24 protein-coding genes and 1 pseudogene are annotated in these 18,003 nt (G+C 66.5%); 21 read left to right on the top strand and 4 right to left on the bottom strand.

Annotation, left to right across the window (positions count from 1 at the left end; translation table 11 throughout):
• Positions 1–311: 311 nt before the first annotated feature.
• From ACFOYU_RS12480 to ACFOYU_RS12470, 3 genes are all read right to left on the bottom strand, one after another.
• On the bottom strand, positions 312–1,052 hold the full coding sequence (locus ACFOYU_RS12480) for a class I SAM-dependent methyltransferase (RefSeq protein ID WP_377033828.1): 741 nt from the start codon (positions 1,050–1,052) through the stop codon (positions 312–314).
• 309 nt (positions 1,053–1,361) lie between these two features.
• Positions 1,362–2,270: a dihydrodipicolinate synthase family protein gene (locus ACFOYU_RS12475; RefSeq protein ID WP_377033838.1), complete on the bottom strand. Its 909-nt coding sequence runs from the start codon at positions 2,268–2,270 to the stop codon at positions 1,362–1,364.
• Between the two features lie 66 nt (positions 2,271–2,336).
• A complete protein-coding gene (locus ACFOYU_RS12470; RefSeq protein WP_377033827.1) occupies positions 2,337–2,987 on the bottom strand; it encodes a LysE family translocator in 651 nt (216 codons plus the stop codon).
• Positions 2,988–3,140: 153 nt separating this feature from the next.
• Between ACFOYU_RS12470 and ACFOYU_RS12465 the strand changes: the two are divergent.
• The 17 genes and pseudogenes from ACFOYU_RS12465 to ACFOYU_RS12385 all read left to right on the top strand — a co-directional run.
• Positions 3,141–3,395 (top strand): annotated as a pseudogene (locus tag ACFOYU_RS12465) (LysR family transcriptional regulator); the annotation flags it as partial.
• A gap of 80 nt (positions 3,396–3,475) precedes the next feature.
• Complete coding sequence (locus ACFOYU_RS12460; protein WP_377033826.1) at positions 3,476–3,739, top strand: heavy-metal-associated domain-containing protein; 264 nt, start codon at positions 3,476–3,478, stop codon at positions 3,737–3,739.
• Positions 3,740–3,847: 108 nt separating this feature from the next.
• Complete coding sequence (locus tag ACFOYU_RS12455; RefSeq protein ID WP_377033825.1) at positions 3,848–4,249, top strand: hypothetical protein; 402 nt, start codon at positions 3,848–3,850, stop codon at positions 4,247–4,249.
• A 220-nt stretch (positions 4,250–4,469) separates the two neighbouring features.
• A complete protein-coding gene (locus tag ACFOYU_RS12450; RefSeq protein ID WP_377033824.1) occupies positions 4,470–4,706 on the top strand; it encodes a DUF6894 family protein in 237 nt (78 codons plus the stop codon).
• Between the two features lie 29 nt (positions 4,707–4,735).
• Positions 4,736–4,993, top strand: a complete 258-nt coding sequence (locus ACFOYU_RS12445; protein ID WP_377033823.1) for a hypothetical protein — start codon at positions 4,736–4,738, stop codon at positions 4,991–4,993.
• Positions 4,994–5,056: 63 nt separating this feature from the next.
• The gene (locus ACFOYU_RS12440; RefSeq protein WP_377033822.1) at positions 5,057–6,544 is read left to right on the top strand and encodes a TolC family protein; all 1,488 of its coding nucleotides are present in this window, start codon (positions 5,057–5,059) and stop codon (positions 6,542–6,544) included.
• Positions 6,545–6,558: 14 nt separating this feature from the next.
• Positions 6,559–7,971: a multicopper oxidase family protein gene (locus ACFOYU_RS12435; RefSeq protein ID WP_377033821.1), complete on the top strand. Its 1,413-nt coding sequence runs from the start codon at positions 6,559–6,561 to the stop codon at positions 7,969–7,971.
• A 33-nt stretch (positions 7,972–8,004) separates the two neighbouring features.
• Positions 8,005–8,493, top strand: coding sequence for a plastocyanin/azurin family copper-binding protein (locus ACFOYU_RS12430; protein ID WP_377033820.1), 489 nt, complete (start codon positions 8,005–8,007; stop codon positions 8,491–8,493).
• Between the two features lie 45 nt (positions 8,494–8,538).
• Complete coding sequence (locus ACFOYU_RS12425) at positions 8,539–8,829, top strand: copper-binding protein (RefSeq protein ID WP_377033819.1); 291 nt, start codon at positions 8,539–8,541, stop codon at positions 8,827–8,829.
• Positions 8,830–8,891: 62 nt separating this feature from the next.
• On the top strand, positions 8,892–9,857 hold the full coding sequence (locus ACFOYU_RS12420; RefSeq protein ID WP_377033818.1) for a copper-binding protein: 966 nt from the start codon (positions 8,892–8,894) through the stop codon (positions 9,855–9,857).
• Positions 9,858–9,954: 97 nt separating this feature from the next.
• The gene (locus ACFOYU_RS12415) at positions 9,955–12,357 is read left to right on the top strand and encodes a heavy metal translocating P-type ATPase (RefSeq protein WP_377033817.1); all 2,403 of its coding nucleotides are present in this window, start codon (positions 9,955–9,957) and stop codon (positions 12,355–12,357) included.
• A 200-nt stretch (positions 12,358–12,557) separates the two neighbouring features.
• Entirely contained in the window at positions 12,558–12,809 is a 252-nt protein-coding gene (locus ACFOYU_RS12410; RefSeq protein WP_377033816.1) for a hypothetical protein, read from the top strand.
• Between the two features lie 77 nt (positions 12,810–12,886).
• Positions 12,887–13,165: a hypothetical protein gene (locus tag ACFOYU_RS12405; RefSeq protein WP_377033815.1), complete on the top strand. Its 279-nt coding sequence runs from the start codon at positions 12,887–12,889 to the stop codon at positions 13,163–13,165.
• A gap of 50 nt (positions 13,166–13,215) precedes the next feature.
• A complete protein-coding gene (locus ACFOYU_RS12400) occupies positions 13,216–14,106 on the top strand; it encodes a F510_1955 family glycosylhydrolase (RefSeq protein WP_377033814.1) in 891 nt (296 codons plus the stop codon).
• Entirely contained in the window at positions 14,103–14,237 is a 135-nt protein-coding gene (locus tag ACFOYU_RS12395; RefSeq protein WP_377033813.1) for a hypothetical protein, read from the top strand. The genes ACFOYU_RS12400 and ACFOYU_RS12395 overlap by 4 nt, the downstream gene beginning before the upstream one ends.
• A 91-nt stretch (positions 14,238–14,328) precedes the next feature.
• A complete protein-coding gene (locus ACFOYU_RS12390; RefSeq protein ID WP_377033812.1) occupies positions 14,329–14,670 on the top strand; it encodes a hypothetical protein in 342 nt (113 codons plus the stop codon).
• 110 nt (positions 14,671–14,780) lie between these two features.
• Positions 14,781–15,230 (top strand): c-type cytochrome, encoded by a 450-nt coding sequence (locus tag ACFOYU_RS12385; protein WP_377033811.1) that lies wholly within the window; start codon positions 14,781–14,783, stop codon positions 15,228–15,230.
• Between the two features lie 17 nt (positions 15,231–15,247).
• Here ACFOYU_RS12385 and ACFOYU_RS12380 read toward each other — a convergent pair whose 3' ends face one another.
• On the bottom strand, positions 15,248–15,559 hold the full coding sequence (locus ACFOYU_RS12380; protein ID WP_377033810.1) for a metal-sensitive transcriptional regulator: 312 nt from the start codon (positions 15,557–15,559) through the stop codon (positions 15,248–15,250).
• 156 nt (positions 15,560–15,715) lie between these two features.
• Between ACFOYU_RS12380 and ACFOYU_RS12375 the strand changes: the two genes are divergently transcribed.
• The 4 genes from ACFOYU_RS12375 to ACFOYU_RS12360 are packed head-to-tail and all read left to right on the top strand — an operon-like array spanning position 15,716 to position 17,949.
• Entirely contained in the window at positions 15,716–16,120 is a 405-nt protein-coding gene (locus ACFOYU_RS12375; protein ID WP_377033809.1) for a four-helix bundle copper-binding protein, read from the top strand.
• A gap of 30 nt (positions 16,121–16,150) precedes the next feature.
• Positions 16,151–16,828, top strand: coding sequence for a c-type cytochrome (locus tag ACFOYU_RS12370; protein ID WP_377033808.1), 678 nt, complete (start codon positions 16,151–16,153; stop codon positions 16,826–16,828).
• Positions 16,829–16,852: 24 nt separating this feature from the next.
• Positions 16,853–17,302, top strand: coding sequence for a DUF305 domain-containing protein (locus ACFOYU_RS12365; RefSeq protein WP_377033837.1), 450 nt, complete (start codon positions 16,853–16,855; stop codon positions 17,300–17,302).
• Positions 17,302–17,949, top strand: a complete 648-nt coding sequence (locus ACFOYU_RS12360) for a DUF6692 family protein (protein WP_377033807.1) — start codon at positions 17,302–17,304, stop codon at positions 17,947–17,949. The genes ACFOYU_RS12365 and ACFOYU_RS12360 overlap by 1 nt, the downstream gene beginning before the upstream one ends.
• The last annotated feature ends 54 nt before the right edge of the window (positions 17,950–18,003 follow it).

The following is an 18,003-nucleotide window of genomic DNA, read 5'->3' as shown; positions in this document are numbered from 1 at the left end:
GTCCCATGAAGCCCCCGTTGTCTCCGGCCCGTTCGGGCCGTCTTTAGGTGGCTCGACACTAAGAACGTATCCCTACGAGTCCAGCAGAGATCAGCGCCGCGAGGTGCGTTTCCGGGAGGGTGTTACTCTGCGGCAACCACGCCAAGTGATCTCAAGCGGATCAATGCCATCGAACCAACCTGTGACACAATCTGCTCCGGTTGGTTCGCTTCGGGTCGGGCTCTGAAATTCCCTGCCGTTCGGGAACGTCCGGTGTTCCCGCCATAGGTGGATATTCGGCCTACTTCCGGGATGTGCCAGAACCGGACATCTCAGGCTCTCTTGCTACCTTTGACGGCACTCGCGCGCGCCTCATAGATAACACGTCCATCGGCCGTAAGCGGCGTTTGCTGTTCGAGGGCGCTCCGCAGACGCGCGCGGCCGTCCGGCGACATCGCAGCTATCATCTTCCCGGCAGGTCCGACCGGCACCGTCATCGACTGCCAAAACTCCTCGAAATCAGCGAATTCGACTGCAATGTCGATGGCTCGCGTGCCAATCTGCTCGAAGCCAGCGCCTCGCCAGAGTTCCTCTAGCGCCGATAACGAGGTTGCTTGCGGGCTCGGCGGGGCCGGCGATTGGAGGCCCATCCCCCGCATCGCCGCTGCAAGAGGCACCGTCGGCGATCCAGCCTGCGTGTAATCCCACACGTAGGCTGCGGCCGTGCCGCCAGGTTGGAGGACCCGCCACATCTCCGCGACCGCCTTGGCCGGATCAGGCACAAAGTGGATGACGAGCGCCATGACCGCAATGTCGAAGCTGCTATTCGAGAACGCGAGGTCCTGCGCATCGCCGACGTGGAACTCCACCCTGCTCAATTCGCCACGCCCGCGGGCAAAGGCCAGTTGCTCAGCGGATGGGTCGATTCCAACCACCGTTGCGGGGGAGCAGCGCCGGATCACCTGCTCGGTGAAAACGCCAGTGCCACACCCGAGATCCAGCCAGCGAAGATCTCTCGGGGCTTCGAGCCAGTCGATGAACACGTCACCGACGCGTCGACTCCAGCGGCCCATGAGCCTCTCATATGCGGCGCCATCCGTGAACAGTTGATCAATCGGGGACATTCCGCTGCCTGGAGCCTTTCCGCTTGGCTCGGTCACCAATTGGCTGGCGAACGAGCGAGTCACCATTATCGCGTGGCCGGGTCTATCCGCGCAAGTGTGATCGGCCGGGTAGAAAGCCTTGGTCTAATACCGCTTTGGGTCAGGCAGAGAAATTCGTTCACTGACTGGAATGCCCGATGTTCCTGACCAAAGCGGACGTTCGTCCCCCGTCCGGAACGTGCCAGAAGGCGACCTTCCGCGTTCACCAACGGAAGCCTTTTATTGAATGGAGCTGCCTGTATCCTTCAAGATTTGCAAGGCCCCTTCCACGCGATTGCGAGCCTCCTTAGGCAACGCCAGGATCGGGCGCGGCGGCTCGATTCTGGCCAGCCCCAGAAGGTCCGCCATCACGTACATCACCCGAAAGCTGCCGAATGCCCTGAACAGTTCCCAGAGGGGTTGAAAGGCATCGTTGAGGCGGGCAGCCCCTGGATGATCGCCCGCTTGCGCTGCGCGCGTGAGGGCCAACGCCGGAGCGGGCAGCAGGCCGGCAACCACGCTGTACCAGGCGTCACAGCCAGCCAGCAGCGCGTCGGCGGCGCCCCAATCCCCGCTGTAGCCGATGGCGAAGCCGTCAGGGGTCGTCGCGCGCAGCCGCTCCATCTCGCCGCTGAAGTCACCCTTCGCCGACAGCGGCATCTTCACCGCCGCCACGTTGGGGAGTTTGGCCAGACGGGCAATCAGATCATCGCTGAAGGTGAATTTCGTGGTGCTCGGATTGTTGTAGATGCACAAGGGCAGCCCACCCGCCTCGGCCACGGCCGAGAAGTGCTGGAACACCTCCTCGTCGGTCAGGGGCGTATAGGACATGGGGGCGAGCAGCAGGCCATCAGCCCCTGCCGCCTTGGCATCTCGGGCGAGCGTCTCGGCCTCGTCGGTCCGGAGCGCGCCCACGCCGACGACGATCGGGATCTTGCCACCGACGCACTCCACCGCCACCCGGACCGCATGCTGGCGTGTCTCCCGGCTCAGGTAGGCATAGCCGCCGGTGCTGCCGAGCAGGCCGATGGAATCCGCCCCTGCCGCCTGGATGCGCTCGAGGAAACGGCCCAGCACGTCAGCTTGCAGATGCCCTGCGGCATCGGTCGGCGTCAGGGGAAAGGCCGAAAGGCCGCTGAACAGTCTCAGGGTTTCTTGTGTGGTCATCATGTGCGGGCCAGAAGCAGGCGCAGTCTTGCAAAACCGAAGTGACTATCAGGTCAACGGGCGTCCGGCGAGGGCCAGGCCGATGCCGAGTGCGACCATGGCGGCTCCTGAGCCCTCCCGCAGGCGGCGGATCAGAGTGGGACGGGCCGTGGCCCCTGCCCGGATGCCACCCGCCGCGAAGGCGACCACGATATCAGCGAGGGTATTGAGGGCAACGGAGACAAAGCCGAGGACGGCGAATTGCAGGGCCACGTTGCCAGCGGCCGGGTCGACGAACTGTGGCACGAAGGCCAGGAAGAAAGCGGCCGTCTTGGGGTTCAGGGCCTCCACCAGCACCCCTTCCCGGAAAGCCCTGCGCGGGCCGACGGGCGGTGCCACAGTCCCACCTGACAAGGCCGCCAACGCATCCCGGCGAGCGGCCTGGAAGGTCCGCCAGCCAATCCAGACCAGGTAGGCCGCCCCTAGCAGCTTCAGCACCGTGAACAGTTCCGCGCTCGCCAGCACGATGGCAGAGACACCCAGGCTGCCGGCGAGGACATGAACCATGCCGCCCAATCCAGTACCGAAGCTGGAGGCAATGCCTTCTGCCCGACCGCCTGCGAGGGTACGGACAGCAACGTAGAAGATGCCGGGCCCAGGCGTGATGGCGAGGACGAAGGCTGCGGCGAAGAACAGGGCAAGTTGGGTGATGTCCGGCATCGGCACTTTCCAGCATGTCTGAGGCTCAACATCCGTCACGATGCGTTCGGGCAGGGTCATCACGTCGAACGCTGTTGGGATCGCCCCTCCTTAGGCGGCATGCCATGATTAGGACAGTTAAACTTCTTCAGCCAGAATTAGAGTCTCTAATCCATGCTCGACTATGCCCAACACTCGGCCCTTGCGACTGTCATCCGAACCGGCAGCTTTGAGCGGACTGCGCAACAGCTCAACGTCACGCCCTCTACCATCTCGCAGAGGATCAAGTTGCTCGAGGAACGCCTCGGGGTCGTACTCGTGGTCCGGGGGCAGCCCTGCACGGCAACCGAGGCCGGCCAGCGCCTGTGCCAGCATGTCGAGCAGGTTGCCTTGCTGGAAAGCTCCTTGCAGGGAAGCTTGCCAAGCCTCCATGCGGGACGGCCCTTGACCTTGCCAGCGTTGGAACCCGCAGGCTCCGAATCCTCACCATCCCAAAGGAGCGACAAGACATGTGCGGATGCTCAACCCACCAGGCCGGGAACGCCGGACAGACGGCGATGCCCGGCGACGGGAGCCTGACCCTGCGCGTCGAGGACATGACCTGCGGGCATTGTGCCGGCACGATCAGGAAGGCCGTCGAGTCCAACCTGCCTGGAACGCAGGTCGACGCGGACCCCGCCTCGAAGCTGGTGTCGATCCGCGGCACGGCCGACCTGGCCGCGGTGAAGGCCGTCATCGCCGAGACAGGGTACACGCCCTCCGAGGCGGCCTGACCCTCGACACAGGCAAGGCGGTCCTGAAGGTCGCACGCCGGATGGAGCCGCCTTGCCGAAGAAGGTTTTTCATGACACACATGCGGGTCTGACGGACGGAGACTTCCCTTGCGGCTGATGGGACTCATCATCGCTGTTCTGCTTGCGGTGACCGCGGGAATCCTCTCGGTTTCCACGCCACATGCGGCTGCGTCCGGTGATCGGGTTGCCCCGGCGGCGTCCGTCGACGGGTACGGAGCGCACGATCACGCCGGCACGGTTCACCACCATGCCGAAGCCTCCCCTGCCGGCGACCGGGTGTCGACCCGAGGGGACTGCGGCGATCCCTCCTCGGGAACCCACGGCGGGTCCGATTGCTGTAGCATGGGGGCCTGCCACGCCGTCCGGTCCCTTGTCGCGCCCACGATCCAGTCGCCCTGCGTCTCGGCCGCTGCCATCGCCGTGATCGGTGACGAGCAGGTCGAGGGCATCGTTCCGGGCGGTCTCGACAGGCCCCCACGATCTATCTGACCAGGCGCGGGCCCGTTCGGCCCGCACAAACCGGCGTGCCCGCTCGCGTAAGCGGTCCCGCCCGGTGCCGCTCACGCGGGAGCCGCCTCTCCGCCATCCGTACCCGAGATCCGCCTGAACGCCGGGGCCCCTGGGTCCCTCCCCGGTCAGCCGTGTTCGCGGGCTGGCTACGGCAACGGCTCGACCGGTCGACATTGATCCTCCACCCAAGGAGGTCACCATGCCTCACTTCTTCTTCCACATCCGGAATGGCGATGCCCTGGAGGATGAGGATCCCGACGGCCTCGACCTGCCGGACCTCGAGTCCGCCCGGGCCGAAGCGCTCCAGATCGCACGCGACTTCTGGGAGGACTGGGCCCACGCCGAGGCCGGCATGGCGGTCGAGGTCGCCGACGAGGCCGGAGAGGTGGTCCTGACCGTGCCGTTCGCGGCGGCAGTCGACCGGCGCTCCCGCTGAGCCCACTACCCTTCGGAAGGATGGACATCATGCTCAAAACCATCGGTACAATTGCCCTGACACTGGGCCTAGGGGCCTGCGTCGGCGCGGCTCCGCCCGCCTATCTGACAGCTCCCGCCGATCCCTCCATCGGCACCCGCAGCCCGGCCTACACGGCCGTCACTGCCGGCGTACGCAGCTACGACGTCGTCGAGCCACTCGACTGGCGTGAACTCAACCGACGCGTAGCGCCCGGAGCGGATCCCGAGCAGGGTGACTCTGATGACGCTGCGCGGCGGGGACGCTGACCGATGACCGAAACCACCACGACATCCGCCGCCCGGAAACAGTGCGGCAACACAGGCAGCAGCATGAAGCGACAAGATCAGAATGCGGGGCTCGGGCGCCTACTGAGGCCACTTGGGGGCGTAGCCGCGAGCCTCTTCCTGGGAGGCTGCGTCTCGTTCTCGTCCGATGGTGGGCTTTCGCTGGCGCGGAATGTCGCCTTCACCGAGCTCGACAAGAACGTGATCAAGGTCACCAGCGAGGCTGATGCCCTTGCCATCCAGCAGCAGGTTCAGGGACTGCTGCGCCGTCCGGTGACGGCAGACAGTGCCGTGCAGATAGCCCTCCTGAAGAACCGGGGCCTTCAGGCCGCCTTCAACGAGCTCGGCGTCTCGGAGGCCGAGTACGTCCAGGCAACGCTGCCTCCGAACCCGACGGTGGCCCTGTCACGCCTCGGCGGCAGCCTTGAGCTGGAGATCGAGCGCCAGATCCTGATCGGGCTGTTCGAACTCGCCACCCTGCCGCAGCGGGCCGCCATCGCCCAGCAGCAGTTCCGCGCCGCCCAGTTCCGGACTGCGGAAGCGGTGCTGCGCCTCGCTGCGGAGACGCGCCGGGAATACTACCGTGCCGTCGCGGCCGCACAGCAGGTGGCGTTCATGCAGCAGGCGCTCGGGACGGCGGAAACCGCTTCCGAACTCGCCAGGCAGCTCGGCGAGAGCGGTGCCCTGAACAAGCTGGAGCAGGCGCGCGAGCATGCCTTCTACCAGGAACTCGGAGCCCAGCTCGCCCGTGCCCGGATCGAGCAGAAGGTCGCCCGCGAGCGCCTGATCCGGCAGCTCGGGCTTTGGGGTCGGGACATCGACTTCCGCCTGCCCAACTCGCTGCCGCCCCTGCCGACCCGCATCGCCTCGGCCAAGGACATCGAGCGCCGCGCACTGGAACGCCGGGTCGACTTGCAGGCGCTGCGCCACGACCTGAGCGCCGTGGCGGGGCAGTACGGACTGACCAACGCCACCCGCTTCGTGACCGACGTGGAACTCGCCGGCATCTCGAGCTACGAGCGCGCGAAGTCCGTCTCGGTCGATCACGGCGAGGTCGAGGTCGAGAAGGAGAAGGTGAACCGGCGCGGTCTCGAGGTCGAATTCACCATTCCGATTTTCGACTTCGGCGCCGTGGGCGTCCGCAATGCACAGGAGACCTACATGGCCGCCGCCAATCGCCTGGCGGAGCGGGCCGTCAACGTTCGCTCCGAGGCCCGCGAGGCCTACCTGCGCTATCGCGGCAACTATGACCTGGCGCGCCATTACCAGGGCCGCGTCCTGCCCTTGCAGAAGACCATCCAGGACGAGGCCCTGCTCCAGTACAGCGGCATGCTCGTCGACGTGAGCCAGCTCATCCTCGACGCCCGCGCCCGCATCCTCAGCAACGTCGACGCCATCAACGCCCGCCGCGACTTCTGGATCGCCGCCACCGACCTCAAGGCCGCCCTCGTCGGCGGAGGAGCCGGCGGTGGTGAAGGTGGTGGCAGGGAGGCCGTGGCTGCCGCCGCCGGCGGCGGCGCGGCCGGGCACTGATCAGGGAGAGACACATGACCGACCTATCGCGCAGGAACTTCCTCGGCGCCGGAGGCCTCGCCCTCGCGGGAGCCAGCATGGTCAGCGGACGCACCCAGGCCGCGAGCCTGCCCGAGGCCCCCACCATGGCCGAGGCCACTATGCAGCCGCCGCTCTACCCGAAGAGCGGGCCGGACTACCAGCCCGTGGTGACGCTGAACGGCTGGACCCTGCCCTGGCGGCAGAACGGCGACTGGAAGGAGTTCCACCTCGTCGCCGAGCCCGTGGTGCGGGAGCTTGCGCCCGGCATGAAGGCGCACCTGTGGGGCTACAACGGCCAGTCGCCGGGACCGACCATCGAGGCGGTCCAGGGCGACAAGGTCCGCATCTTCGTCACCAACAGGCTGCCGGAGAACACGGCGGTGCACTGGCACGGCCAGCTCCTGCCCAACGGCATGGACGGCGTCGGCGGCCTGACCCAGCCGCACATCCCGCCGGGCAAGACCTTCGTGTACGAGTTCATCTGCCAGAAGTCCGGCACCTTCATGTACCACCCGCACTCGGACGAGATGGTCCAGATGGCGATGGGCATGATGGGCTTCTTCGTCGTGCACCCGCGCGACCCGGCCGAGCGCCGCGTCGACCGCGACTTCGTGTTCCTGCTCAACGCCTTCGACATCGAGGCCGGGTCTTACGTGCCGAAGGTCAACACGATGCTCGACTTCAATCTCTGGTGCTGGAACTCGCGCGTGTTCCCCGGCATCGACCCGCTCGTGGTGCGCCAGGGCGACAAGGTCCGCATCCGGTTCGGCAATCTCACAATGACGAACCACCCGATCCACATGCACGGCTACGACTTTAAGGTCACCGGCACCGACGGCGGCTGGGTGCCGGAGGGGGCGGCCTGGCCGGAGGTATCGGTGGACGTCGCGGTCGGGCAGATGCGCGCGTTCGAGTTCGTCGCGGACGCCCCCGGAGACTGGGCGATCCACTGCCACAAGTCGCACCACACCATGAACGCCATGGGCCATGACGTGAAGACCTACATCGGCGTGAACATGAAGAGGACCGCCGCCGCCATCAAGAAGGTGGCGCCGGGCTACATGCCGATGGGCTCGGCCGGCATGGGCGAGATGGGGTCTATGGAGATGCCGCTCCCCGACAACACGCTGCCGATGATGACGGGGTTCGCCCAGTTCGGGCCCGTCGAGATGGGCGGCATGTTCTCGGTCGTGAAGGTCCGTCCGGGCTTGGCGGCCGACGATTACAGGGATCCGGGTTGGTACAAGCACCCGGAGGGAACCGTCGCGTACGAGTGGAAGGGCGAGCAGCTCGCCGAGCCCGCCCGCGCGACCCCGCCCGACAGCGGCGTCAAGGCGGCGGAGTTCCGCGCCATCGACCGACGCAAGCGCCCGGTCCGCACCGCCGGCGGCCACGACAACCACTGACCCCGACAGAAACCGATGCCGAAGGAGCAATCGATGAACACACGCATTTCCGCCCTCGTGGGCGCCGCCGCACTGGCGCTTTCGACCGGATTGGCGTTGGCCGCCCCGGGCGAGCCCGGCCACAGCCACAGGACGTTCGCGGCCGGCGAGCCGGGCGACCCGAACAAACCCGTCGCGCGCACCATCGAGGTCACCATGAAGGAGACCGATGACGCGAAGATGCTGTTCGAGCCCAACAAGGTCGAGATCAAGCGTGGCGAGCAGGTGAGGTTCGTCCTCAAGAACGTCGGCCAGGTCGACCACGAGTTCATGCTCGACTCGGTCGCGAACAACGCCAAGCACAAGATCCAGATGGAGAAGAACCCGGACATGGAGCACGACGACCCGAACGGGAAGCGGCTCGCACCCAATGGCTCCAACGAGATCGTCTGGCGCTTCACGAAGGCCGGCACGTTCGAGTTCGCCTGCCTGATCCCAGGCCACTACGAGTCCGGCATGAAGGGTACCGTCGTCGTCAAGTGACGGACCCAATCCCCCTCGCCATCGAGAGACGAAAAGGAGTATCCCATGAAGCGTATCGCCATCAGCCTGATCGCCGCCCTGAGCCTCTCCGGCGCCGTGCTCGCGCAGGGCCTGCCGACGGTCTCCGGCACCGTCGAGAAGATCGACACCGCCCAGGGCAAGATCACCATCGACCACGGCCCGATCCAGAACCTCGACATGGAGCCGATGACCATGGTGTTCCGTGCCCAGGACCCGAACCTGCTCAAGGGCCTGAAGGCCGGCGACAAGGTCCAGTTCACCGCCGACCGGGTGAACGGCCAGATCTCCGTCACGTCGATCAAGAAGGGCTCGTAAGGCCCGCATCGCCCCGCGGCATGGCTCCGCGGGGCGATCCTCCTGAATGAGAGGCACTCATCATGAAACGCTTGACCCTCACCCTCACCGCCGTCGGGGCCGTGCTGGCCGTCGGCGCGGGCGGCCCGAACGGGATCGCGCAGGCGCAACCCGCCAAGGGAGCGCCGGCGGCCTACGAACGCGTTCGCGAGGTCATGGACGACCGCTTCAAGGACATGAAGCTCGCCGGCGATCCCGACAAGGATTTCGCGGCCCTGCTCATCGCCCACCACGAGGACCTGATCTTCCTCGCCCGCACGCAGCTCGAGCACGGCGCGGACGAGCAGCTCCGCCAGGTTGCGCAGAAGATCATAGATGAGCAGCAGAAGCAGATCAGCGAGCTGAAGGAGTGGCAGGTCCGTAACCGTCAGGCGGACTATCGCGCCAAGCTGGACCAGCCTCCGCATGGCTCGGGACCGCTCGACCAGAAGGGGACTTCCATCCCGGCCCCGCAGGCCCAAGCCGCCGCCCCGGCGCAAGCCGCTGCCCAACCTGCCGCAGCGAACCTCCCGACCGTGTCCGGCACGATCGAGAAAGTCGATGCGGGCGCCGGAAAAGTCACCATCGACCATGGTCCGATCCCGAACCTCGACATGGACGCCATGACCATGGTGTTCCGGGTTCAGGATCCTGCCCTGCTCCAGGGCGTGAAGGCTGGCGACAAGGTGCAGTTCCAGGCCGACCGCGTGAACGGCCAGATTTCAGTCGTGTGGTTCGGGACCGGCGGAGCGCAATCGACTCCGGCTCAGCCAACGGCGGCAAACCTCCCCATGGTCACCGGCACGGTGGAGAAGGTCGACGCAGCCCAGGGCAAGGTGACCATCGACCACGGACCGATCCCAAACCTGAACATGGACGCGATGACGATGGTTTTCCGGTCGCAGGATCCGGCGCTGCTCAAGGGCGTGAAGGCCGGCGACAGGATCCGGTTCCAGGCCGACCGCGTGAACGGCCAGATCAGCGTCGTCAGGATCCAGAAGGGACGATAGCGGAAGTGACGGTCGGGCAGCCCACCAGGCGTTGACCTTGCCATCGTGGGAAGCCGCAGACTGCCCACATCGAACGTGAACGCCAGTGGGGAATGCCATGAACGATGACCACGCCACCAAGGGACACGGGCACCAAGGCCATGCCCATCACGGTCATGGCGCCCACACGGGACACCAGCATCATGAGCCTGCGGCGAATGCCGGGAAGGTAAGGGATGCCGTCTGCGGGATGATGGTCGACCCGCACGTCACCCCGCACCGCACCCAGCATGGCGGGAAGCCGTACTACTTCTGCTCGGCCGGATGCCGGTCGAAGTTCGAGACCGATCCCGCCCGGTACCTCTCGGCGGAGGAGGTCAAGAAGACCGATGAGCCAGTGCCGGAGGGAACGGTCTACACCTGCCCCATGCATCCGGAGGTCCGGCAGGTCGGCCCCGGCTCCTGCCCGATCTGCGGCATGGCACTCGAGCCCGTCCTGGTGACCACGGACTCCGGCCCAAATCCCGAACTCGCCGACATGACGCGGCGGTTCTGGATCGGCCTCGTTCTCACCATCCCGGTCTTCTTCCTGGAGATAGGCGGCCATTTCCTCGGCGTCTCGCATTACATCGCCCAGCAGACCTCGAACTGGATCCAGATGATCCTGGCCACGCCCGTCGTCCTGTGGGCGGGCTGGCCGTTCTTCGTCCGCGGCTGGCAGTCGCTCCTCAACCGCAGCCTCAACATGTTCACCCTGATCGCGCTCGGCGTCGGGGCGGCCTGGATCTACAGCATGGCCGCGACCCTCGCGCCGGGCTTGTTCCCGGCCCTGCTGCGCGGGCCGGACGGCGCCATCCCGGCGTACTTCGAGGCCTCGGCGGTGATCACCGTGCTCGTGCTGCTGGGCCAGGTGCTCGAACTGCGGGCGCGCGAGCAGACCTCGGGCGCCATCAGGGCCCTGCTCGACCTCGCGCCCAAGACCGCCCGTCGGGTGCGGGAGGACGGCACGGACGAGGAGGTTGGCCTCGACACCATTGCCGTCAACGACCGCCTGCGCGTCCGCCCCGGGGAGAAGGTACCCGTGGACGGCGAGGTCCTGGAGGGGCGCTGCTCGGTCGACGAGTCGATGGTCACGGGCGAGTCGATGCCCGTGACGAAGGAACCCGGCACGAAGGTGATCGCCGGCACCCTCAACCAGACCGGCAGCTTCATCATGCGGGCCGAGAAGGTCGGGCGCGACACCATGCTCTCGCGCATCGTCCAGATGGTGTCGGAGGCCCAGCGCAGCCGCGCCCCGATCCAGCGTCTGGCCGACCAGGTCTCGGGCTGGTTCGTGCCGATCGTAATCGTCATCGCCCTCTTGGCCTTCGCGGCTTGGGCGATCTGGGGGCCGGAGCCGCGCCTGTCCTACGCCGTCATCGCCGCGGTCGCAGTGGTGATCATCGCCTGTCCCTGCGCGCTCGGGCTCGCCACTCCCATGTCGATCATGGTCGGCGTGGGACGCGGCGCTCAGGGCGGCGTGCTGATCAAGAACGCCGAGGCGCTGGAGCGGATGGAGAAGGTCGATACACTCGTCGTCGACAAGACCGGAACCCTGACCGAAGGCAAGCCGAGCGTCACCGCCATCATGCCCACTGGTGATCTTTCGGAGGCCGAGCTTCTGCGGCTGGCCGCCAGCGTCGAGCGCGCCAGCGAGCATCCGCTCGCCACCGCCATCGTGGCGGCCGCCATGGAACGCGACATCCCCCTCGCCGAGGTAACGGACTTCGACTCGCCCGTCGGCAAGGGCGCCCTCGGCACGGTCGAGGGCCGGCGCCTGGCGCTCGGGAACGCCAGGTTCCTGGCCGAGCAGGGCATCCCGGTCGAGGCCATCGCCGGCAAGGCGGACGACCTGCGCCGGGAAGGCGCGACCGCGATCTTCGTCGGCATCGACGGACGCCCGGCCGGCATCCTCGCCATCGCCGATCCAGTCAAGGCCACCACGCCCGAGGCCTTGAGGGGCTTGCGCGAGAAAAACATCCGGGTCGTGATGTTGACAGGCGACAACCGCACGACGGCGGAAGCCGTGGCGCGCCGGCTCGGCATCGACGAGGTCGAGGCGGAGGTCCTGCCCGACCAGAAGAGCGCCGTGGTCGAGCGCCTGCGCCGGGAAGGCCGCGTGGTCGCGATGGCTGGTGACGGGGTCAACGACGCACCGGCGCTTGCGGCGGCAGACGTAGGCATCGCCATGGGCTCAGGGACCGACGTCGCCATCGAGAGTGCGGGCGTGACGCTGCTCAAGGGCGACCTGACGGGGATCGTGCGGGCGCGACGGCTCTCCCAGGCAACCATGCGCAACATCCGACAGAACCTGTTCTTCGCGTTCATCTACAACGCCGCGGGCGTGCCGGTCGCGGCCGGGGTGCTGTACCCGTTCTTCGGGATGTTGCTCTCGCCGGTGCTCGCCGCCACCGCCATGGCGCTGTCGTCGGTGAGCGTCATTGCCAATTCACTGCGCCTCCGGATGGCAAGGATCGGGTGATGGGCGTGCAGTGAGCCCCCGCTCTGGCCTCCGGGGCGGGATCCACAAGGAACAACACGATCATGTGAGTTGTCCTTAGGTCATTACATCACTAGGTCTGAATGATGCCGATGCTCCGGTCCCTCTGTGCATTTCTTGTTATCCTGGCCTTTGTGCTGGGAACGATGGTGCCTGTCCCGAATGGGATGATGGCTCATGACATGCACGACATGACCGCCTCGGTAGCCATGGACTCCATGGCTGCCGATTGCGACCACTGCGAAGGCGATGCAGCCACGCCCATGCCCTGCGCGAAAGCATTCTGCGCCGGATCGGCCATGATCCTTGCCCATGCCGCCGCAGGAACGGCCGCGGCCGCGACAGAGCGACTCGCATCGAGCCCCGACTTGGACGGCTCCGGGCTCACGCGCCTTCCCGAGCCTCCTCCTCCTCGAACTATCCTGATCGGCTGAAGCCGCGCCACGCGCGGCCACGGCGGACGTGCGCCTGCGCATGTCCGCGATCCCGACCATGACTTGAGGAGAACGAGATGCAGACGTCATCTCCCGTCGTGCCCTCGATGCACTTGGCCGCATCCCGGGTTCCATCCCTGCTGAGGAGCCGGCGCCGCCTGATGCTGGTGGCCGCCATCGTCCCCTTGATGGGCAGCCTGGCGCTCGGCTGGCCCTGGCTTGTTGCTGCTGGCATTGCCCCGCTGCTGCTCTCCGCTGCACCCTGCCTGGCGATGTGCGTCCTCGGCCTGTGCATGAAGGGCATGTCTGGGCGGTCCTGCTCGACCACGCCCGCTCAGCGCGAAACCCAACAGTGAACGCCCGGGCCGAGCCCGTGGGCTCGCCCCCTGATCCCAAGGATACAGACATGAAGAAGATCACCACCAACAAGCTCGCGCTGACCGCAGCCGCCGCGCTCACGCTCGCCACCATCGGATACAGCGTCCGCTCGGAGGCAACCGAGACCCTGGAAGTCTCCAAGCTCCCGGCCCACACGCACATCCACGGCCTCGCCGTGGATCGGCAGGACCCATCCAAACTGCTCATCGCCACCCACCACGGGTTGTTCCGTGCCGGTGCCGACGGCAAGGCGGAGCGGATTTCCGAGGTCCAGGACTTCATGGGCTTCAACCCGCATCCGAGCGACCCGAAGACACTCTATGCCAGCGGTCACCCGGCGCAGGGCGGCAATCTCGGCTTCATCGCCTCCACCGACCAGGGGAAAACCTGGACGCAAGTCTCCCCTGGCGTGAACGGCCCGGTGGACTTTCACCAGATGACGGTCAGCCCCGCCGACCCGAACACGATCTACGGCGCCTACAAGGGGCTTCAGATCAGCCGTGACGCGGGCAAGACCTGGAAGTTGGTCGGCCCCACGCCCGACAAGCTGATCGATCTCGCCGCCTCGGCGAAGAATGCGGACACGCTCTTTGCCGCGACGGAGGAGGGCCTGCTCGTCAGCAAGGATGCCGGCAAGACCTGGAAGCCGCAGCTCGGGGGCGCACCCGTGAGCCTCGTGGAGGTCACGCCGGACGGCACGCTCTACGCCTTCGTCATCGGGCGCGGGCTGGTGCGCTCGGCGGAGGAGCCGCTCGACTTCACTGAATTAGACAATGATTTCGGCGGCGGCTACTTCCTGCATCTCGCCGTTGACTCGACGAACCCGGATCGGCTGTTCGCCTCGACCGGTAAGGGTCGGGTGCTGACCAGCACGGACCAGGGCCGGACCTGGAGCAGCTTCGGCGCGTCGAACTCGTGAGCAAGCATCCGATGATGGGCATGATGGATGGCATGGGATGGATGATGGCGGGAATGGGCCTGGTATGGCTCCTGGTCGTCATCCTGCTCGTCCTCGGGGTCGCGGCGCTGGTGAAATACCTGCGCCGCTGAGATCGAGGCAAGCCTTAGGAACAGGGCGGCAGGACTTCGATGTAGAGGTGGGGGCTCCACGTCAGCAACGACAGCAAATGGGAGATATCCGATGAGAACCTTTCCGACACTGGCCCTGACCGGGCTTCTGGCGCTGGCCGGGACAGCCGCCCTAGGTCAGACGACGGCGCCAGCCCCATCGGCGCCGGGTCCCGCGCCAGCCGCTCCGATGCAGGGCATGGGGACGATGCAGCCCGGCACCGGCCAAGCAAACCCCAGTGGTCAGGCTCCCGGGCAACAGGGTGGAATGATGGGCGGCATGATGCAGGGCGGCTGCCCAATGATGCAGCGCAACGCTCAGATGGCGTCCAATATGGAGCAGATGCAGAGGCAGATGGCCGAGATGACGGCCGTGATGCGGCAGATGCAGGAGCAGATGAACCGGACACGATGATCTGACGACGGCATGTGAGGAGCGGGGCCGACCGCTCCGCTCCTTACCAGTCGAAGACCGCACAGTGGGAGATCGTGCCGAGAACCTGACGGGCTCCGGCCATGAGCTTGATGCGTGCCACCCGAAACACCGCCCTTGTCCTTGGGGCCTCAGCCTGTGCCTTTCTGATCGGCACGGCGCTCCTGTGGATGCTCCTGCGGGACGACGGGGGTTCCGCCCGGATTGTCCTGGGCCGCCAGCTCTACGGTGCCTACTGCGCCTCCTGCCACGGCGCGGCTCTCCAGGGCGAGCCCGACTGGCAGAGCCCGAAGCCGAACGGGCTGATGCCGGCGCCTCCGCACGACGCGAGCGGCCACACCTGGCACCACTCGGACGAGGAACTGTTCCGGATCACCAAGTTCGGCATGGGCGCGGTCGTGCCGAACCACCGGAGCGCCATGCCGGCGTTCGGCGGTGCGCTGTCGGACCGGGAGATCGAGGCCATCCTGGCCTTCATCAAGAGCACCTGGCCTGAGCGCGAGCGCACTTACCAGCAGGAACGAAGCCGCTCCTCATCCTGAAGGCTGACCGCCTCGTCTCACGAGCGCCGGCCGAGGTTGCCCATCAGGCGGGTAATCTCGTCCACCAGACGCTGGCGCTCTCCGTCGGGGAGATCTCGGGACAGGCTCGCCTCGATGCAACCCTTCACGTGGTCGCTCAGCATGTCGGTCTGCACCCGCCGCAGCGCGGCGATGACCGCGTTGACCTGATCCGCCACGTCACCGCAGTAGCGCCCGTCCTGGATCATCTGCTGCAAGCCCCGTACCTGCCCTTCGATGCGGCGCAGGCGCGGTAGCTGCCGCGTGTGATCGACATCGATGCCCCCATGTCTGTCGTCCGAACCAGCCATCGCGCACGAGCACCTCCTGCTGGTCAACGCACAAGATGCCGGTTGGTCCGGAACCATACCCCCACCCGTATGTTGGTCCGGGATCGGCCAAGTCCCGGCGCGGCTCCTCGGGGTTGCCCCGCCGCGACCCGGTCTTCTTTCCCGGAGGATACAGCCATGCATGCTCGCGAGATGATCAGCACGCACCCGCACGTGAAGGGCAACACCAACGACGCTCTCATCCGCTGCATCGAGGAGTGCTACTCCTGCGCCCAGATCTGCACCTCCTGTGCCGATGCCTGCCTGGGCGAGGACATGGTGCAGCAGTTGACTCAGTGCATCCGCCTGAACCTCGACTGTGCCGACGTCTGCGCCGCCACCGGATCCGTGGCGACCCGCCGGACCGGCTCGAACGAGGAGGTCATTCGCCGCATGCTTGAAGCCTGTGCCGCTGCCTGTCGGCTGTGTGGCGAGGAATGCGAGCGCCACGCCGGCATGCACGAGCACTGCCGCATCTGTGCCGAGTCCTGCCGCCGCTGTGAGCAGGCCTGCCAAGCGGCGCTCCAGAGCATGGCCGCCTGACCAGGACTCCCGCTTCGTGGAGGATGAACAATGGATGATCGGAGAAAAGGCTTGGGCCTCGGCATCGCCGTAGGCACCGGGAGTGTCCTGGCGCTGCTCGGCATCATCGGTCTGGTCGTCGTCTATTCAGGCGCCTACAACGTGGCCGCCACCGAGGAGCATGCCTCGTTCACGCGGTGGGCGTTCGACACCACGTTCCACAATTCCGTCGAGCGCCAGGCGGACGGGATCGTCGCGCCCGCCAGCTTCACGCCTGACATGCTCACGCAGGGAGCGACCGCCTACAAATCCATGTGCCAGCATTGCCATGCCGGTCCGGGCGTTGATCGTGCCGAATGGGCGAAGGGCATGCGGCCGAGGCCTCCGCACCTGACCGAAGCAGCCGCCGGCTGGAGCCCGCAAGAGGTGTTCTGGATCGTCAGGCACGGGGTCAAGATGTCGGGCATGCCGGCCTTTGGCCCGTCCCATGACGATCAGGCCATCTGGAACATTGCCGCCTTCGTCAAGCAGCTCCCGGCCATGACGCCCGAGGAGTACGCGCAACTCGGCAACGCCCAGCACGGTGGCGGCGGGCAAGGCGGCGGAGGTCACCACGGCGGCGCGGCCCAGACGACCGGGGCGCATGGCGGAGGATCCCAGCCAGCCGGAGCGCCGGGCGGTGGAGTGCAAAACCCGCCGCCCGCCGTCACCGGCACACCCCCGCAGTGACTTCGGAGCAGGCCTGACATGGGAATGTCCTACTGGCGCTTTGCAGCCATGATCGCGACCTCCACGGTCGTCATGTACGGGCTGATGTACCTGAACACCTATGCGGCCGAGCACGTGTTCTGGAGCGAGACCCGCGCCTGGATGGCGCTTGTCATGGGCGCAACGATGTCGGTGATCATGCTCGCCTTCATGATCGACATGTACAAGAAGATGGCGCTCAACCTCGCCATCTTCGGGGGCTCCATCGCCGTATTCGCCCTCAGCCTCTGGCTCGTGCGCAGCCAGGCCACGGTGGATGACGTCGAGTACATGAAGGCGATGATCCCGCATCATTCCATCGCCATCATGACGAGCGAGCGGTCCCAGATCTCCGACCCGCGCGTGCGCAAGCTCGCCGATGAGATCATCGAGGCGCAGGAGCGGGAAATCGCCGAGATGAAGTACCTGATCACCGACCTGGAGGCGCGGGACTGATGCGGACGCTTTCCTCATGGGGCGGACAGGCCCACCTGGCTTTCGTGGTCGGGCTCGGCATGATTGTGGCCGGATGCAGCGAGAACGAGGCGCCTGACGACGATCTGACTTCGATCCGCGCGCCCGAGATCGCCCGCATCGTTCCGGCCCAGGAGGCGCTTGCCGGGTCGAACATCCCGACGCTTGATCCCGCCCCGATGAACGACGCGGAGATCCGGAAGGCATTGGGAGCCGGCCCCCTGTGCGAGTTCCGTTACACCACGGCAGGCCGGCCGGTCCTGGCGGTGGGCACGCAGCCGGACGGGGCGCCAAGGGGCGGGATCGTGAAGCTGAACGGGAGCATGGTCCCTCTCAGTCCGGCGCCGGTCGACGGCGCCTCCGGGGCAGCCAGCACCCTGCTGCTGGTCGCCGATCCCATTCGCATGACGGTTACGCCCGAAGGGGCGGAGCAGACTGACGGCACCGGCGCGCAACGCCGGGAGGCGAACGCTGTCCTCGAGGTGGGGCAGAGCCTCAGGGTCGGCTACCGCGGCTACCTGGACTGCATATCCGAACCGCCGCGAAAGTCGCCCCGGTGGCCTGCCTCCACAAAAGTGGTCCTCCCTGATGTATGGCTTTCGAGCCGAATGGAGGACGAAAGAGAATGAGCAAGAAGAGACACACGGCCGAGGAGATTGTCGCCAAGTTGCGGCAAGTCGACG

The sequence above is a fragment of the Microvirga sp. GCM10011540 genome, from assembly GCF_042650665.1.
Classification (GTDB): domain Bacteria; phylum Pseudomonadota; class Alphaproteobacteria; order Rhizobiales; family Beijerinckiaceae; genus Microvirga; species Microvirga lenta.
This window is presented reverse-complemented; position numbering and strand designations above follow the sequence as displayed.

Excerpts from the sequence above, each read along its gene's own strand:
- ACFOYU_RS12470 (WP_377033827.1), bottom strand. The coding sequence starts at position 2,987 with ATGCCGGACATCACCCAACTTGCCCTGTTCTTCGCCGCAGCCTTCGTC.
- ACFOYU_RS12460 (WP_377033826.1), top strand. The coding sequence starts at position 3,476 with ATGTGCGGATGCTCAACCCACCAGGCCGGGAACGCCGGACAGACGGCG.
- ACFOYU_RS12445 (WP_377033823.1), top strand. The coding sequence starts at position 4,736 with ATGCTCAAAACCATCGGTACAATTGCCCTGACACTGGGCCTAGGGGCC.
- ACFOYU_RS12435 (WP_377033821.1), top strand. The coding sequence starts at position 6,559 with ATGACCGACCTATCGCGCAGGAACTTCCTCGGCGCCGGAGGCCTCGCC.
- ACFOYU_RS12430 (WP_377033820.1), top strand. The coding sequence starts at position 8,005 with ATGAACACACGCATTTCCGCCCTCGTGGGCGCCGCCGCACTGGCGCTT.
- ACFOYU_RS12380 (WP_377033810.1), bottom strand. The coding sequence starts at position 15,559 with ATGGCTGGTTCGGACGACAGACATGGGGGCATCGATGTCGATCACACG.
- ACFOYU_RS12480 (WP_377033828.1), bottom strand. The coding sequence starts at position 1,052 with ATGGGCCGCTGGAGTCGACGCGTCGGTGACGTGTTCATCGACTGGCTC.
- ACFOYU_RS12405 (WP_377033815.1), top strand. The coding sequence starts at position 12,887 with ATGCAGACGTCATCTCCCGTCGTGCCCTCGATGCACTTGGCCGCATCC.
- ACFOYU_RS12440 (WP_377033822.1), top strand. The coding sequence starts at position 5,057 with ATGAAGCGACAAGATCAGAATGCGGGGCTCGGGCGCCTACTGAGGCCA.
- ACFOYU_RS12415 (WP_377033817.1), top strand. The coding sequence starts at position 9,955 with ATGAACGATGACCACGCCACCAAGGGACACGGGCACCAAGGCCATGCC.
- ACFOYU_RS12400 (WP_377033814.1), top strand. The coding sequence starts at position 13,216 with ATGAAGAAGATCACCACCAACAAGCTCGCGCTGACCGCAGCCGCCGCG.
- ACFOYU_RS12390 (WP_377033812.1), top strand. The coding sequence starts at position 14,329 with ATGAGAACCTTTCCGACACTGGCCCTGACCGGGCTTCTGGCGCTGGCC.
- ACFOYU_RS12450 (WP_377033824.1), top strand. The coding sequence starts at position 4,470 with ATGCCTCACTTCTTCTTCCACATCCGGAATGGCGATGCCCTGGAGGAT.
- ACFOYU_RS12385 (WP_377033811.1), top strand. The coding sequence starts at position 14,781 with ATGCGTGCCACCCGAAACACCGCCCTTGTCCTTGGGGCCTCAGCCTGT.
- ACFOYU_RS12370 (WP_377033808.1), top strand. The coding sequence starts at position 16,151 with ATGGATGATCGGAGAAAAGGCTTGGGCCTCGGCATCGCCGTAGGCACC.
- ACFOYU_RS12360 (WP_377033807.1), top strand. The coding sequence starts at position 17,302 with ATGCGGACGCTTTCCTCATGGGGCGGACAGGCCCACCTGGCTTTCGTG.
- ACFOYU_RS12410 (WP_377033816.1), top strand. The coding sequence starts at position 12,558 with ATGCACGACATGACCGCCTCGGTAGCCATGGACTCCATGGCTGCCGAT.
- ACFOYU_RS12425 (WP_377033819.1), top strand. The coding sequence starts at position 8,539 with ATGAAGCGTATCGCCATCAGCCTGATCGCCGCCCTGAGCCTCTCCGGC.
- ACFOYU_RS12420 (WP_377033818.1), top strand. The coding sequence starts at position 8,892 with ATGAAACGCTTGACCCTCACCCTCACCGCCGTCGGGGCCGTGCTGGCC.
- ACFOYU_RS12375 (WP_377033809.1), top strand. The coding sequence starts at position 15,716 with ATGCATGCTCGCGAGATGATCAGCACGCACCCGCACGTGAAGGGCAAC.
- ACFOYU_RS12365 (WP_377033837.1), top strand. The coding sequence starts at position 16,853 with ATGTCCTACTGGCGCTTTGCAGCCATGATCGCGACCTCCACGGTCGTC.